Source organism: Streptomyces sp. ISL-87 (genome assembly GCF_018614095.1).
Classification (GTDB): domain Bacteria; phylum Actinomycetota; class Actinomycetes; order Streptomycetales; family Streptomycetaceae; genus Streptomyces.
Genome location: NZ_JAGGOY010000140.1, coordinates 1 through 14,142, shown reverse-complemented (window position 1 = coordinate 14,142; position 14,142 = coordinate 1). Strand labels below are relative to the sequence as shown.

The following is a 14,142-nucleotide window of genomic DNA, read 5'->3' as shown; positions in this document are numbered from 1 at the left end:
GCAAGTACGTCCAGTACGAACCGCGGCCCTCCGCCTTGCGATGCACCGCACCGGACGCCGCGCCCCGGCAAACCCTTCCGGCCACGGCACTAGACGAGGTCCTTGGCGTAATTCACGTGGACGGGCCGGTAGCCGAGGGACTCGTACAGCCGCAGGGCCGGGGTGTTGCCAGCGAAGACCTGGAGGGCGAGGATCCGGTGGTCCTCGGCGAGGGCCGTGCGTTCCGCGAGGAGCATCAGGTCGCGGCCGTACCCCTGCCGCCGGTGGCCGGGGGCCACCTCGATGTCGAAGATGTACGAGCCCTCCCCGCGGGGAGCCAGCCACACGTGCCCGACGGGCACGCCGGCGGCCTCCAGGACGGCGAAGGTGGCGCCCGGGGTGGCCAGGCCATGGGGCAGCTGGGCCTCGTGGTCGGCCACCGACTTCGCGTGAGCGGCTTCCGCTGACATGCCGCGGCTGGTCCAGTCGGCGGCGTAGTCCTCCAGCGCCTTGAGGTGCCAGACCTCGTACTCGGCCCCGGTCATCGGCCGGCCGGTGACTCCCCCTCGCAGGGCGGGCGGCGCGGACGGGAGTTCCTTGGCCATGTTGCGGCTGTTCTCTGTGTACCCGAGGGACTGGGCCATCCGCAGCCCGCCGGCCGAGGCGGCGGGGACCGTGACGCGGACCCGGCGGCAGCCCCAGCCGCGCAGCACCTCCTCGGCGGCGAGCGCCGCGACCGTGGCGCGGCCACGCCGCCGGTCCGGTTCGTCGATGGACAGGTCGCGGATCTCGCCGACGGTCGGCCCGAAGGGGGTGTCGGCGGCGATCACCAGGGCGCCCACGCGCCTGCTGTTGACGCGGACCTCGTACGGGCGCGAGCGCGCCCCGGCGGTGCTCTGCTGAAGCGGCCCGCTCGGCCGCAGGGTGGTGGTCATCACTCGAGTTCTACCCGCCCCGCGGCCCGGGCGACAGACCCTGTTCGCCGCGCCCGTGCTGCGGTTACGGGTCGAGGTCGGAGGCCGCGCGCTCGTCGAAGACGCGCATCGCCTTGGAGGTGACCGGGCCGGGCGCGGCGGCGATCTCCCGCCCGTCGACCCGGTGGACGGCCTGCACATCGCGCAGGGTGGAGGTCAGGAAGATCTCCTCGGCCCGCTCCAGCACGTCGAAGGGGAGGTCGGTCTCCTTGGCCCCGCTCCATTCGACGGCCAGGGCCCGGGTGATGCCCGCGAGGCAGCCGGAGGCGACGGGCGGGGTGTGCAGTTCCCCGTCGAGGACGACGAACACATTGGAGCCGGTGCCCTCGCAGAGCTGCCCGACGGTGTTGGCGAACAGCGCCTCGGAGGCTCCCGCCCGGTTCGCCGCGGCCAGCGCGACCACGTTCTCGGCGTAGGAGGTGGTCTTCAGCCCGGCCACGGCGGAGCGCTCGTTGCGGACCCAGGGGACGGTGATGACGGCGGTGGTGTCCGGTCGGCGGGTGGTCTCGCCGGCGGCGACGACCAGGGTCGTGCCGCTGTCGCCGCGGTCGGACCCGAGCGGGGACAGGCCGCCGGTGTAGGTGATCCGCAGCCGGCCGAGGGGCATCGGGTTGGCCTCCAGGACGGCGGCGCAGGCGCGGCGCACCTCGTCGAGGTCGGGGTCGGGCAGCCCGAGGCCGCGGGCCGAGCGGGTGAGCCGGTCCAAATGGCGGGTGAGGGCGAAGGCCGTCCCGTCCTGCGCCTTGAGCGTCTCGAACACGCCGTCGCCGACGGTCAGCCCGTGGTCGAACACGGACACCTTGGCGTCATCGGCGTCCCGCAGTGATCCGTCGAGCCAGATCCTCACCGTACGGTCCCTCCACTTCCACTCGCTTCGCGGCCGCCGGGTGTCCCTGCGGCCTCATGGGTCCCGGAGGCCGACGCTACCCCGAGCAGCCGGACGGCCTTCAGTTCTGTCTCCGCCCATTCGCGGTCGGGGTCGGATCCCCAGGTGATCCCGGCGCCGGTGCCGAAGCACAGGCGGGGGCCGCCGGGGGCCTCGCGGTCGATCCAGAAGGTACGGATGCCTACCGCGAGCTCGGCGGTGCCCCGGTCGGCGTCGACCCAGCCGATGCCTCCGCAGTAGGGGCCGCGCGGGGCGGTCTCCAGGGCCTCGATGATCCGCAGGGCGGAGGACTTGGGGGCGCCGGTGACGGAGCCGGGCGGGAAGGTCGCGGCGAGCAGCTCGGGCCAGCCGGCGCCGTCGGCGAGCTCGCCGCTGACGGTGGAGACGAGGTGGACCAGGCCCGGGTGCTCCTCGATGGCGCACAGCTCGGGGACGGCGACGGAGCCGGTGGCGCAGACGCGGCCGAGGTCGTTGCGTACGAGGTCCACGATCATCACGTTCTCGGCGTGGTCCTTGGGGAGCAGGTCCGCGGCGGTGCGGCCGGTGCCCTTGATGGGGCCGGACTCGATGTGGCGGCCCGCCCGGCGCAGGTACAGCTCGGGGGAGGCGGTGGCGATCTCGACGCCGTGGGCGGGGAGCCGAATCGTTCCTGCGTACGGGGCCGGGTTGCCGCGCGCGAGCAGGGCCGTGAGGGCGTCGACGTCGGCGCCCGCCGGATCGGGGAGCGGCGCGGACATCACGCGGCAGAGATTGGCCTGGTAGACCTCGCCGGCGGCGATGTGCTCGCGGATGCGGCGTACGCCGTCGACGTACGCGGTGCGGTCGAGCGAGGAGGTCCACCGGTCGGTGGCGGGCCCGCGCCAGGCTCCCGGGACGGGAGCGGGGACGGGCGCGGGGCGTATGTCCCCGAAGCGCGCGCAGACCAGCCGGCCTTCGAAGTCGGCGGACACCGCCCAGAACCCGGAGGAGTCGAGGGCGGAGGGGTCGCTGGTGACGTCGCGGAGGTCGGTCGCGAGGAGGCCGCCGAAGCGGGCCAGAGGAAGCAGGTCGTGCACGGCTGCGAGTCTATGGCCGGTGACGTGGCGGCGCCGGTGGGGTGACTTCCGTGTGACCGGTGGTGATCGTGCGGCAGCACGCTGCGGAAACGTGTTTTTGAGCTGGCCCGGGAATCCGCTAGAGTTCAACACGTCGCCAGGGAGCGAAGGGGAAAACCCCGGAGTGAACACGGTGACCTGCGGACGTAGCTCAGTTGGTAGAGCACCACCTTGCCAAGGTGGATGTCGCGAGTTCGAGTCTCGTCGTCCGCTCGAAGTGGGGGATCTTCCCGAGAACCCCCGCAGCTCCATGGTGGAGTGGCCGAGAGGCGAGGCAACGGCCTGCAAAGCCGTCTACACGGGTTCAAATCCCGTCTCCACCTCCAAGGACGATTAGCTCAGCGGGAGAGCGCTTCCCTGACACGGAAGAGGTCACTGGTTCAATCCCAGTATCGTCCACTGGTCCGCAAGGATCCCCGCGCGATTAGCTCAGCGGGAGAGCGCTTCCCTGACACGGAAGAGGTCACTGGTTCAATCCCAGTATCGCGCACGCAGTACTTGTTCGACCTGCGGCTTCCGAGCCGCGGAGCCCGCGCGATTAGCTCAGCGGGAGAGCGCTTCCCTGACACGGAAGAGGTCACTGGTTCAATCCCAGTATCGCGCACCAGCATCCGGAAGCCCCGGCCGTTTCGACGGCCGGGGCTTCCGCGTTGTCACGGTCAGGAGGAGAACAGCATCCGGCCGAAACCGCCGCGGTGGTGCTGGCCGTGACCGTGGCCGTGACCGTGCTGCGGGGCGCCCCAGGCGGGCGCGGGAGCGGCGTGCGGGGCCGGGGCCGGGGCCGGGTAGCCCTGCGGCGGGGGCGGCGGGACCTGGCCGTACTGGGAGGTGTACTGGGACTCCAGGCGGGTCAGGGCCTCCAGCTCGCCGTAGTCGAGGAAGATGCCGCGGCAGCCGCTGCACTGCTCTATCTGGACACCGTTGCGGTTGTAGGTGTGCATCATCGCGTGACACTTCGGACACTGCATGACCGGATCAACTCCTCGCCGTTCGCGTCGACACCGGATGCGTGCCCGGTGGCGTGGGCTCACCCTACGACGCGGTCCCGGGCTCCAAGTCGGGCGGGAGCGTAGCAATTCGGGTACAGGCGTCCATCATCAGGCGTTCCACGTCGTCGAGTCGGCGGCGTTCGGTGGCCGCCTTGGCGAGGGCGAGCGCGGCGGTCTGCACGGTCAGGGCGCGGGCGGCGAGGTCGAGTTCCGGCCAGGGGTCGGAGCCGGGTGGGCCGGCCGCGGGGCCGCCGGCGGCGCGGTAGGCGTCGAGGAAGCGCAGCCAGGTGCCGGTGTCGAGGATTCCGGCGGCGTACCAGGCGGCGGGGCGGGCGAGGTCCCAGGCGGGCGTGCCGATACCGAGGTCGTCCACGTCGATGAGCCGCCAGGCCCCCTCCGGAGCAGGGAACCGGACCAACTGCCCGAGGTGCAGGTCCCCGTGGCACAGCACCCCGCCGTCCGGGGGCCCCGCCTCGCCGCGGGCCCAGGCGGGCAGCGTACGGGCGGCGGCCCGCACGACCTCGGCGTCGGCGACCGTCGGATGCCCGGCCTCGACGGACCCGGCGCCGGACGAGGGCGCCACCTCGCGGTCGCGACCGCCTCCCCCTTGCCCCTCCGCCGGAGCCACTGCCACCAGCTCACCCGGCCTGGGCCCCGGCCCGGGAAAGGCAAGCCCTAGCGCCGCCGCCCGTTCGCCGGGGCCGGGACGGGCAGATCCGGGCGCCGCCGCCGCCGCTGCCGCTGCCCGCTCGGCCGGACCGGGGAGGGTGAGTCCGGCCGGCCCTGCCCGATCGGCGGGGCCGGCGCCGGTAAGTCCAGCCACGCCTACCGGGTCGGCGGGACCCGGGCCGGTGAGGCCAGACACCCCTGCCTGGGCCGCCGGGCCGGGGCTCGTCAGTCCAGGGGCCCCTGCCCGATCGGCGGGGCTGGCGCCGGTAAGTCCAGCCACGCCTACCGGGTCGGCGGGACCCGGGCCGGTGAGGCCAGACACCCCTGCCTGGGCCGCCGGGCCGGGGCTCGTCAGTCCAGGGGCCCCTGCCCGGTCGGCGGGGCCAGGGCTGGTGAAGCCGGGCACTCCTACTGGCTCGGCCGGGCCGGGGACGGCGGGTCCAGGCGCTGCCGACCTGTCGGCGGAGCCCGGGCCGGTGAGGCCGGGGGTCGTGGACAGGCGGTGGAGGGCGCGGGCGAGTTTGGCGGGGCCCCGCATCGGGGGGACCGGGCCCGGGAGGCGGTAGAGGGGCACCTGGTGCAGGGCCGCCAGCAGTCGGGCGGCCGCCTCCCAGGGGGCGTCCTCGGGGCGCTTCGGGTCGACGGGCGCGCCGTAGGGCCACAGGGACACGGGCCGCCCGTGGACTTGGTCGACCTCGATCCGCAGCGGGGGCAGCAGCACACCGGTCAGCGACCGGTCCCCGGCGATCCGCACCCGTACGGCGAGGCCGTCCCGGTCGCTGTCCCCCGCGTGCGCCTTAGCCACGACGTCTCCGCACCGCACCACGCACCCGTCGTCCCGGTCGGCCAGGAGTACGTACGGCATCCGGCGGCCGGACCCCGCGTGGGCCGCGAGCGCGGCGGGCAGCGACACGGTCACCCTTCGTCCGACTCGTCGTTCCAGCGGAACCATGCCACGTCCCCGTCGACGTGCAGCAGGAACTCGGCCACCGGCCCCGAGGGCGATACGAGTGTCAGCGCTCGGGCGATGCGGTCGTACGCGGCGTCGAACCGCTCGCCGAAGGCTTCGGTCTCCATGGCGGCCAGGGCTTCGTCGAACCACGGCTTCACCTGCGCGAAGGCCGGCTCGGGGCGGAAGCCGCCGCTGAGCCAGGGGAAGTCGGCCTCCTCCACGGTGATCGTGCCGAGCAGTGTGTCCTGGCGCATGAGGCGCCACGTGGCATTCGCCTGGGTCATCGCTGCTCCGTGCCTCCGGTCCCTCGCCTCACGGTCCGCAGCCAGGTTACGGAACACCGGCCGCAAGGACCGCTTGCGGGCTGGCGCGCCCTCGCCGGGGAGGCGTGGCCGCATGAGAGTGGCCGCATGAAAAAGGGTGCTGCCCGTCCGACTCCCCAGTCGTACGGGCAGCACCCTTCACCTGCCGTCCGCCGTCGTGCCCCCGTCCCCACGGGGTTCGACGGGCCGATGTCTGGCCCGGGCCGCTCTCCCGGGCCTGGAGCGCCGCTCAGCGCCCCAGCATCACGCCCACGGACGACGCCTGTGCCGCCACCTGATCGAAACCTCCGAAGACGAAGAGCAGGAGGGCGGCCAAGGGGAGCACCATGGCCGCGGCCACCAGCGGGTGGCGCGTGCCGGACTCATGGCTGTTGAACGCGAATGCCTTGCGTCCCTGCCGTGCGATGTCCGCCATGGTCCTCTCCCTGTCGTTTGGCAGCGGCGGGCTTGTGACCTCGGGGGACGAGTGCGCCACCCGCCGCTTGTCTTCAACACTAGGTGGGCGCAACGCCCGTGGCCTCATGCCTTCGTACCCACTTCCGGGCCTCCAGGAGGATGAGGAGCACACCCCTCGCGTACTCCCCTGGGTGGAGACCCCTCCCCCGTAATGGGGGTCATCCCGGAAGGGATGACCGGAGGGTAGTGACTTCGCTCACTTCCGTCACTCCCCGCACATGCGTGTCCTCCAGTGGTGTCCACGCGAGATCAATTCGGGATCCTGGGCGGCACACGCCCCGCCCACGCCCCGAATCGGCCCCGCGACACCTCAATACCCTTGGCGCGAGGGCTGTTTGGGGCCGCCCGCACATACCCGGCCATCATCCACCTGCCCGCTTGAGGGTCCCTCAATTAGGCCGTACCGCACTGACACCGCACTGACAATCGAACCTCCCGGCGAGGGCGCGGCCTCTGAGCGCTCGTGGCGGATGGTCCGTAAGCTGTGCCACGTCAACAGGACGACCGGTCAGCGGGGTGGACATGGCGATGATGCGGCTCCGGCGCGAGGACCCGCGTGTCGTCGGCTCGTTCAGACTGCACCGGCGGCTCGGCGCGGGCGGCATGGGCGTGGTCTACCTCGGCTCGGACCGGCGCGGCCAGCGTGTCGCGCTCAAGGTGATCCGGCCCGACCTGGCCGAGGACCAGGAGTTCCGCTCGCGTTTCGCGCGCGAGGTGTCCGCCGCCCGGCGGATCCGCGGTGGCTGCACCGCACGCCTGGTGGCGGCGGACCTGGAGGCCGAGCGGCCGTGGTTCGCCACCCAGTACGTGCCCGGTCCGTCGCTGCACGACAAGGTGGCCGAGGAAGGTCCCCTGACGGCTGCCCAGATCGCGGCCGTCGGCGCGGCACTCTCCGAGGGGCTGGTCGCCGTACACGAGGCCGGAGTCGTGCACCGGGACCTCAAGCCCTCGAACATTCTTCTGTCGCCCAAGGGCCCCCGGATCATCGACTTCGGGATCGCCTGGGCCACCGGCGCCAGCACCCTCACCCATGTGGGCACGGCCGTCGGCTCCCCCGGCTTCCTCGCGCCCGAACAGGTGCGCGGCGCGGCCGTCACCCCGGCCACCGACGTCTTCGCGCTCGGCGCCACCCTCGCCTACGCGGCGACCGCCGACTCGCCCTTCGGGCACGGCAGTTCCGAGGTCATGCTGTACCGCGTGGTGCACGAGGAGCCGCAGCTGCACGGGGTCCCGGACGCGCTCGCGCCCCTCGTACGGGCCTGCCTGGCCAAGGACCCCGAGGAGCGGCCCAGCACTCTCCAGCTGTCGATGCGGCTGAAGGAGATCGCGGCCCGCGAGGCGCACGGGCTGTCCGACGGGCGCCCGCCTGCGCAGCGCGCCAGGCCCGAGCGGGCCACGGGGCGGCTCGCCGAGCAGTACGTGGACCAGCGCACGGAGCGGCGTACCGGCAGCACGCCCGTACCGCGGCCACCGGGACAGGGCCACGGGGGGCAGGGCCAGGGGCCGCAGAGCGGACCCCATTCGCGGCCCTCGTCCTCGCGGAACCAGGGCGGCGCCGGCGGGCCGTCCTCGCGGCCGACCTCGGGGCGTACGGGCGGCCGCCCCGGCCCGCGTACGACGGGGACGGGGCGACGGCCCTCGCGGCCGGACCCGAAGCTGATGCGGCAGCGGCTGATCGTGTTCGTCGTGGTGACGCTGATCGTGGCGCTGGGGATCGCTGCGGCCCAGAAGTTCTAGGGCCCGGATTTCCAGGTGCCCGCAGTTCCAGGGTCCGGAGTTCCAGGGCCCGGAGTTCCGGAGCCCTGGAGTTCTAGGGAGTCGGCGCCGCCTGGGGCGGGCGGGTCGCGTAGAAGGCCACCGCCGAAGCCGCGGCCACATTGAGGGAGTCGATCCCCTCCGCCATGGGGATCCGGACCCACTCGTCGGCGGCCCGCAGGGCGTAGGTGGAGAGGCCGTGCCCCTCGGAACCGAGCATGATCGCGGAACGGGCGAAGCGCTCGGCGGGGACCTGGTCGAGCGGCGTGGCCTTCTCGCTGGGGGTCATGGCGAGAATCCGGTATCCGGCCTCCCGGACCTTCTCCAGATCGGCGGGCCACTTGTCGAGCCTCGCGTACGGAACGGAGAAGACTGAGCCCATCGAGACCTTGATGGCCCTGCGGTACAGCGGGTCCGCGCAGTCCGGGGAGAGCAGTATCGCGCTGATGCCGAGGGCGGCGGCACTGCGGAAGGCGGCGCCCAGGTTGGCGTGGTCGACGAACCCCTCGAAGACGGCGATGCGCTGACCCGCGGAGTCACCCGCCAGCAGCTCGTCCGCCGCCGGGAGCGGCTTGCGCTGCATCGACGCGAGGGCGCCGCGGTGCACGTGGTAGCCGGTGACGCGTTCGGCGAGCTCCGGGGTGACGGCGTAGACCGGCGCCGGGAGCTCGTCGATGACGTCGCGCATGACGTCGACCCATTTGGCGGAGAGCAGCATCGACCGCATCTCGTACCCGGCGTCCTTGGCCCGTCTGATGACCTTCTCGCCCTCGGCGATGAACAGGCCTTCCGCGGGTTCGCGCCTGCGCCGGAGTTCGACGTCGGTCAGGCCCGTGTAGTCGCGCAGGCGCGGGTCGTCGGGGTCTTCGACGGTGATGAGATCAGCCACAGGGTGATACTGCCTTGTCCTGGGTGTGGTGCCAACGGCCCTGTCGGGCGGTGACGGTTCAGACGGTCGGGGTCTCGCTCCGGGTTCCGACGCGTACGACGTCGCCGATGACGATGACCGCGGGCGGACGGATCTCCTGTACGCGGACGGTCTCGCCGACCGTGGCGAGGGTGGCGTCCACGCGGCGCTGGGTGGCGGTGGTGCCCTCCTGGACGACCGCGACCGGGGTGTCGGCGGAGCGGCCGTGGCGGACCAGGGCCTCGGCGATCAGGCCGATCTTGTCGACGCCCATCAGGACGACCAGGGTGCCGGTGAGCTTGGCGAGGGAGGCCCAGTCCACGAGCGAGCGCGGGTCGTCGGGGCCGACGTGGCCGCTGACCACGGTGAACTCGTGGGCCACGCCGCGGTGGGTGACCGGGATGCCGGCGGCGCCGGGCACCGAGATGGAGCTGGAGATCCCGGGGACGACGGTGCAGGAGATGCCGGCCTCGGCGAGGGCCTGGAGCTCCTCCATGCCGCGGCCGAAGACGTACGGATCCCCGCCCTTGAGGCGGACCACGGCCTTGCCCGCCTTGGCGTGCTCGATCAGGGCGTTGTTGATGGCCTCCTGGGCCATGAAGCGGCCGTACGGGATCTTCGCCGCGTCGATGACCTCGACGTGCGGCGGGAGCTCGTCGAGGAGGTCGCGGGGGCCGAGCCGGTCGGCGATGACGACGTCGGCCTCGGCGAGGAGGCGGCGGCCGCGGACGGTGATGAGGTCCGGGTCGCCGGGACCGCCGCCGACGAGGGCGACACCGGGGTTGTGGTGGCGGTGGCCGGGGGCCGCGAGGCTGCCGTCGCGCAGGCCCTCTACGACGGCATCGCGGACGGCGGCGGAGCGGCGCGGGTCGTTGCCGGTCAGCACGGCCACGGTGACGCCCTCCACGCGGCCGGTGGCGGGGGTCCAGGCGGTGGCCGCCTCGGCGTCGTCGGCGCGGACGCACCAGACGCGCTTGCGCTCGGCTTCGGCGGAGGCGTGGTCGTTGGCCTCGCGGTCCCGGGTGGCGATCAGGGCGTACCAGGCGTCGTCGAGGTCACCGTCCTGGTAGCGGCGGCGCTCCCAGCGGATCTCGCCGGTCTCCGCCATGGCGTCCACGGAGGGGGTGGCTGAGGGGGAGATCAGCAGGACGTCGGCGCCGGCGGCGATGAGCGCGGGGAGGCGGCGCTGGGCGACCTGGCCGCCGCCGATGACGACGACGCGGCGGCCGGCCAGGCGGAGTCCTACGGGGTACGCGGGGTGTGCCGGGTGTGCGGCCGGATGTGCCATGGCGGTTGCGGCTCCTGATGCGGCGGTGGATCAGCTGGGCCGCTGCTGCGCTGGAGCGGCTGGGGTGGGCGTGCCGTGCGGTGTTGCCCGTCCGGGGTCCACGATACCGGTGGCTCCGCCGGTGTTCCGGGGCGGCTTCGCCGGAACACCGCGCCCCGAACGCCGGCGAGGCTGGATCTTTCAGCCCGTCCGGCTTTTGAGGACCGGGTCCGGGCGGAGCCCGGGGAACGGAAGGGTGGGTAGGGGACGGCCCCGCCGGGACCGGGCGGGGCGCCCGGTTACTTTTCGGTGACGCCGGCGGAGTCGAACGTGGCCACTTCGTGCATCGCGCGGGCCGCGCTCTGGACCAGGGGCAGGGCCAGGAGCGCGCCCGTGCCCTCACCGAGGCGGAGGTCCAGGTCGACCAGGGGGCGCAGGCCGAGCTTGTTCAGGGCCGCCACGTGGCCCGGCTCCGCGCTGCGGTGGCCCGCGATGCACGCCGACAGGGACTCCGGGGCGATGGCCCGGGCCACGAGGGCGGCCGCGCCCGCGCTGACGCCGTCCAGGATCACCGGGGTGCGCAGGGAGGCGCCGCCGAGGAGGAGGCCGACGATCGCCGCGTGCTCCAGGCCGCCGATCGCCGCCAGGACGCCGACCGGGTCCGCCGGGTCCGGCTGGTGGAGATCGAGGGCCCGCCGTACGACCTCGACCTTTCGGGCGTGCGTCTCGTCGTTGATGCCCGTACCGCGGCCCGTGACCTCGGCCGGGTCGACGCCCGTGAAGACCGAGATGAGGGCTGCGGACACCGTCGTGTTCGCGATGCCCATCTCACCGGTGAGCAGGGCCTTGTTGCCGGCCGCGACCAGGTCGCGGGCCGTCTCGATGCCCACCTCGATGGCCGCGACGGCCTCCTCGCGGGTCATCGCCGGGCCGACGGAGAGGTCCGCCGTGCCCGGGCGGACCTTGCGCGGCAGCAGGCCCGGGGTGGCCGGGAGGTCCCCCGCGACACCCACGTCGATCACGCAGACCTCTGCGCCCACCTGGTTGGCGAAGGCGTTGCAGACCGCCCCGCCGCCCAGGAAGTTGGCCACCATCTGCGTGGTGACCTCCTGCGGCCAGGGGGTGACGCCCTGGGCGTGCACTCCGTGGTCACCCGCGAAGATCGCGACCGCAGCGGGCTCCGGGATCGGCGGCGGGCAGACCCGGGAGAGGCCGGACAGCTGCGCGGAGATGATTTCGAGCATGCCCAGCGCGCCGGCCGGCTTCGTCATGCGCTTCTGCCGCTCCCACGCCTCGCCCAGCGCCTTCGCGTCGAGCGGGCGGATGCTGGCGACCGTCTCGGAGAGCAGGTCGTGCGGCTCCTCGCCGGGCAGCGCGCGGCGGCCGTACGTCTCCTCGTGCACGACCCAGGCCAGCGGCCGGCGCTGGGACCAGCCGGCCTGCGCGAGCTCGGGCTCCTCGGGGAACTCGTCCACGTAGCCGACGCACAGGTACGCGACGACCTCCAGGTGCTCCGGCAGGCCCAGCTCGCGCACCATCTCGCGCTCGTCGAAGAAGCTGACCCAGCCGACGCCGAGGCCCTCGGCGCGGGCGGCGAGCCAGAGGTTCTCCACGGCGAGGGCGGAGGAGTACGGGGCCATCTGCGGCTGGGTGTGGCGGCCGAGCGTGTGGCGGCCTCCGCGGGTGGGGTCGGCGGTGACGACGATGTTCACCGGGGTGTCGAGGATGGCCTCGATCTTGAGTTCCTTGAACTGCTTGGCCCGGCCCTTGGGCAGCGACTTGGCGTAGGCCTCGCGCTGGCGCTGGGCGAGTTCGTGCATCGTTCGGCGGGTCTCGGCCGAGCGGATGACGACGAAGTCCCAGGGCTGGGAGTGGCCGACGCTGGGGGCGGTGTGGGCCGCCTCCAGGACGCGGAGCAGCACCTCGTGCGGGATGGGGTCGGTCCGGAAGCCCTTGCGGATGTCGCGGCGCTCGCGCATCACGCGCAGGACGGCCTCGCGCTCGGCGTCGTTGTACCCGGGGGCCGGCTCGGTGGCGGTGACCACGGCGGTGGCCTCGGCGGGCTCCGCCGGGGTCTCGGGCTCGGCTTCGGGCTCGGCGGCGGGCTCCGCGACAGCGGCGGGCTCCGCGACGGCCGCGGCCTCGGGCACCTGCCCGGACTCCGGCTCCGGCTCGGCCGGTACGGCGTCCAGTGCGGCCGCCTCGGGCTCCGGGGCCTGGGCCGCCGTTTCCGCGGGCAGCGGCTCCGACTCCGGGGCGGGCTCCGCGACCGGCTGCTCGGCCGACTCTGCGACCGGCTGCACGGCCGGCTCCGGGACGGGCTCAACGAGCGGCGGTTCGACCGGCAGTTCGACGGGCGGCCCGGCCAACACGGCCTCGGCCACGACCGGCTCCGGGGCGGCCTCCACCACCGGCTGCGCTTCCGGCGCGGGCTCCACGACCGGCTCGGGCGCGGGCTGCGGTACGACAACCGCCGCGGCGGGAACCGGCATCTGGGGAGCGGACTCCACCACGGGCTCGGGCTGCGCTGCCATCGCGGCCGGCGCGGGTTCGGGCTGGGGCTGGGGCTCCGGCGCGACCTCGACGGCCTCCACCGCGGCCTCAACCGCGGGCTCCTGCTCCGGCGGCGCGACCGGTTCCGGCGCGGGCGCGGGCTCCGGCGCGGGCGCGGGCTCCGGCGCGGCGGCCACGGCCGCCTCCGCGGCCACGGCCTCAACCTCGGGCGCAGCGACCGGAACTGCCGGCTCCGCCGCCCACGGGGCCCCAGCCTGCGGCGGGATCTCGCCCAGCTGCGGCGCGGCCGGCGAGACCGCGGCTTCCGCCCCCGGGACGTCCAGGTACTCGGGGCCAGTGGTCTGCGGTCCCGGCCCGCTCATCGGAACCGGCGTCGCCGGCGTGTTCGGCTCAGCTGCGGCGACGACGGGCGCCCCCGGTGCCACAGGGGCCGCCGGCGCGGCGGCCGGACCCCGGTCCGCGAGGGAACGTACGACTCCGCCGGCCTCGGGCATCGGCGGACCCATGTGCAGGGGGCGCCGCGCCGGGGTGACGGGAACCCCGGCGACGGGCTGCGGGCTGATCAGGCCGCCGAGGTCGAGGGCGCCGGAGTCACGGCCGCCCGCCTCGTGCGCGCCCGTGCTGTACGCGGCGTCAGGAAAACCGGGCTGGGCGGCCTCGGGAAAACCGGGCTGGGCGAACTGAGCGGGCTCGGCGAAGCCGGGGTACACGGGCTCGGCGTAAGCCGCGGGCGTCTCCGGGTACTCGGTGTACACGGGCTCCATCGGGAAGGCGGGCACCGGCGGGACCACCTGCGGGTCGCTCCACGCGCCCTGCCCGCTGGGCATCAGGAGCAGTTCCTCGTCCTCCGGCTCGGCCGGGTTGTCGACGAGGTCCTGGAAGGCGTAGCCCGCGGGAGCGGAAGCCTGGGCCGGCATCGCCGGAATCGGAGCCGGAGCCTGAGGCTGCGTCGGTGCGGGTTCCTGGACCGGGGCGGGGAAGCCCTGCTGATCCACCATGCCCGCGTTGTCCGGGTGACCCTCGCCCGGGACCTGGCCGGTGTCAGTCATGCTTACCCCTCGCCCATCGGTGTTGCCTCTTCGATCGCCCGGTCGTCCACAGGGCCGCCGCGCGTGTTGCCGTGCGGGGTTGCCGTGCGGGGTTGCCGTGCGACGCGCTCGCCTCACGTACTCCTGCACAACAACCAGTAAGCATTGTCGCGCTCGTCGGCCGTCGTGGCGGCCATAACCGGCACGGTCTGCTGTGGACTGCGCCACGTCGCGCGGTCCGCGTACCGACTCCGGTGCCGTCGTGCCCGGACGTGCGGGGGCAGTACGACGATCGGCCAGCCTACCCCGGCCTCCTGACTGGTGTCGTGGCCGGAAAGGTTTGCCGGGG

11 protein-coding genes and 5 tRNA genes are annotated in these 14,142 nt (G+C 73.8%); 6 read left to right on the top strand and 10 right to left on the bottom strand.

Annotated elements, in window-relative coordinates; genetic code table 11:
* Positions 1 to 89 precede the first annotated feature (89 nt).
* The 3 genes from J7I97_RS36570 to J7I97_RS36560 form a co-directional block, all read right to left on the bottom strand.
* Positions 90 to 914, bottom strand: a complete 825-nt coding sequence (locus tag J7I97_RS36570) for a GNAT family N-acetyltransferase (RefSeq protein ID WP_214944306.1) — start codon at positions 912 to 914, stop codon at positions 90 to 92.
* Between the two features lie 64 nt (positions 915 to 978).
* Complete coding sequence (locus J7I97_RS36565; protein WP_214944304.1) at positions 979 to 1,800, bottom strand: aminotransferase class IV; 822 nt, start codon at positions 1,798 to 1,800, stop codon at positions 979 to 981.
* The gene (locus J7I97_RS36560) at positions 1,797 to 2,894 is read right to left on the bottom strand and encodes a chorismate-binding protein (RefSeq protein ID WP_214944302.1); all 1,098 of its coding nucleotides are present in this window, start codon (positions 2,892 to 2,894) and stop codon (positions 1,797 to 1,799) included. The genes J7I97_RS36565 and J7I97_RS36560 overlap by 4 nt, the downstream gene beginning before the upstream one ends.
* Before the next feature lie 179 nt (positions 2,895 to 3,073).
* Here J7I97_RS36560 and J7I97_RS36555 point away from each other — a divergent pair.
* From J7I97_RS36555 to J7I97_RS36535, 5 genes are all read left to right on the top strand, one after another.
* A tRNA-Gly gene (locus J7I97_RS36555) sits at positions 3,074 to 3,146 on the top strand.
* A gap of 39 nt (positions 3,147 to 3,185) precedes the next feature.
* A tRNA-Cys gene (locus tag J7I97_RS36550) sits at positions 3,186 to 3,259 on the top strand.
* A gap of 1 nt (position 3,260) precedes the next feature.
* Positions 3,261 to 3,332: transfer RNA gene (locus J7I97_RS36545), tRNA-Val, on the top strand.
* Positions 3,333 to 3,351: 19 nt separating this feature from the next.
* A tRNA-Val gene (locus tag J7I97_RS36540) sits at positions 3,352 to 3,423 on the top strand.
* Between the two features lie 42 nt (positions 3,424 to 3,465).
* Positions 3,466 to 3,540: transfer RNA gene (locus J7I97_RS36535), tRNA-Val, on the top strand.
* Positions 3,541 to 3,592: 52 nt separating this feature from the next.
* Here the strand turns inward: J7I97_RS36535 and J7I97_RS36530 are convergent.
* The 4 genes from J7I97_RS36530 to J7I97_RS36515 form a co-directional block, all read right to left on the bottom strand.
* A complete protein-coding gene (locus J7I97_RS36530; RefSeq protein ID WP_214944301.1) occupies positions 3,593 to 3,901 on the bottom strand; it encodes a zf-TFIIB domain-containing protein in 309 nt (102 codons plus the stop codon).
* Between the two features lie 64 nt (positions 3,902 to 3,965).
* Positions 3,966 to 4,871: a phosphotransferase family protein gene (locus J7I97_RS40565; RefSeq protein ID WP_374195543.1), complete on the bottom strand. Its 906-nt coding sequence runs from the start codon at positions 4,869 to 4,871 to the stop codon at positions 3,966 to 3,968.
* A 635-nt stretch (positions 4,872 to 5,506) separates the two neighbouring features.
* Positions 5,507 to 5,827 carry a hypothetical protein gene (locus J7I97_RS36520; RefSeq protein ID WP_214944299.1) on the bottom strand — a complete coding sequence of 107 codons (321 nt, stop codon included), beginning with the start codon at positions 5,825 to 5,827 and terminating at the stop codon, positions 5,507 to 5,509.
* A gap of 268 nt (positions 5,828 to 6,095) precedes the next feature.
* A complete protein-coding gene (locus J7I97_RS36515; protein WP_214944297.1) occupies positions 6,096 to 6,281 on the bottom strand; it encodes a hypothetical protein in 186 nt (61 codons plus the stop codon).
* 563 nt (positions 6,282 to 6,844) lie between these two features.
* Between J7I97_RS36515 and J7I97_RS36510 the strand changes: the two genes are divergently transcribed.
* On the top strand, positions 6,845 to 8,059 hold the full coding sequence (locus J7I97_RS36510; RefSeq protein ID WP_214944295.1) for a serine/threonine-protein kinase: 1,215 nt from the start codon (positions 6,845 to 6,847) through the stop codon (positions 8,057 to 8,059).
* 73 nt (positions 8,060 to 8,132) lie between these two features.
* On the opposite strand, the gene J7I97_RS36505 is transcribed toward J7I97_RS36510, so the two are convergent.
* The 3 genes from J7I97_RS36505 to cobT all read right to left on the bottom strand — a co-directional run bounded on the left by J7I97_RS36505 (position 8,133) and on the right by cobT (position 13,814).
* Positions 8,133 to 8,966: an RNA methyltransferase gene (locus J7I97_RS36505; RefSeq protein WP_214944293.1), complete on the bottom strand. Its 834-nt coding sequence runs from the start codon at positions 8,964 to 8,966 to the stop codon at positions 8,133 to 8,135.
* Positions 8,967 to 9,024: 58 nt separating this feature from the next.
* On the bottom strand, positions 9,025 to 10,272 hold the full coding sequence (gene cobA, locus J7I97_RS36500; protein ID WP_214944291.1) for a uroporphyrinogen-III C-methyltransferase: 1,248 nt from the start codon (positions 10,270 to 10,272) through the stop codon (positions 9,025 to 9,027).
* Positions 10,273 to 10,550: 278 nt separating this feature from the next.
* Positions 10,551 to 13,814 carry a nicotinate-nucleotide--dimethylbenzimidazole phosphoribosyltransferase gene (cobT, locus tag J7I97_RS36495; RefSeq protein ID WP_214944289.1) on the bottom strand — a complete coding sequence of 1,088 codons (3,264 nt, stop codon included), beginning with the start codon at positions 13,812 to 13,814 and terminating at the stop codon, positions 10,551 to 10,553.
* Positions 13,815 to 14,142: the final 328 nt, after the last annotated feature.

What these genes read in the sequence shown, in the direction of transcription:
- J7I97_RS36510 (WP_214944295.1), top strand. Translation starts at nt 6,845, where the DNA reads ATGGCGATGATGCGGCTCCGGCGCGAGGACCCGCGTGTCGTCGGCTCG.
- cobT (WP_214944289.1), bottom strand. Translation starts at nt 13,814, where the DNA reads ATGACTGACACCGGCCAGGTCCCGGGCGAGGGTCACCCGGACAACGCG.
- J7I97_RS36515 (WP_214944297.1), bottom strand. Translation starts at nt 6,281, where the DNA reads ATGGCGGACATCGCACGGCAGGGACGCAAGGCATTCGCGTTCAACAGC.
- J7I97_RS36530 (WP_214944301.1), bottom strand. Translation starts at nt 3,901, where the DNA reads ATGCAGTGTCCGAAGTGTCACGCGATGATGCACACCTACAACCGCAAC.
- J7I97_RS36570 (WP_214944306.1), bottom strand. Translation starts at nt 914, where the DNA reads ATGACCACCACCCTGCGGCCGAGCGGGCCGCTTCAGCAGAGCACCGCC.
- J7I97_RS36520 (WP_214944299.1), bottom strand. Translation starts at nt 5,827, where the DNA reads ATGACCCAGGCGAATGCCACGTGGCGCCTCATGCGCCAGGACACACTG.
- cobA (WP_214944291.1), bottom strand. Translation starts at nt 10,272, where the DNA reads ATGGCACATCCGGCCGCACACCCGGCACACCCCGCGTACCCCGTAGGA.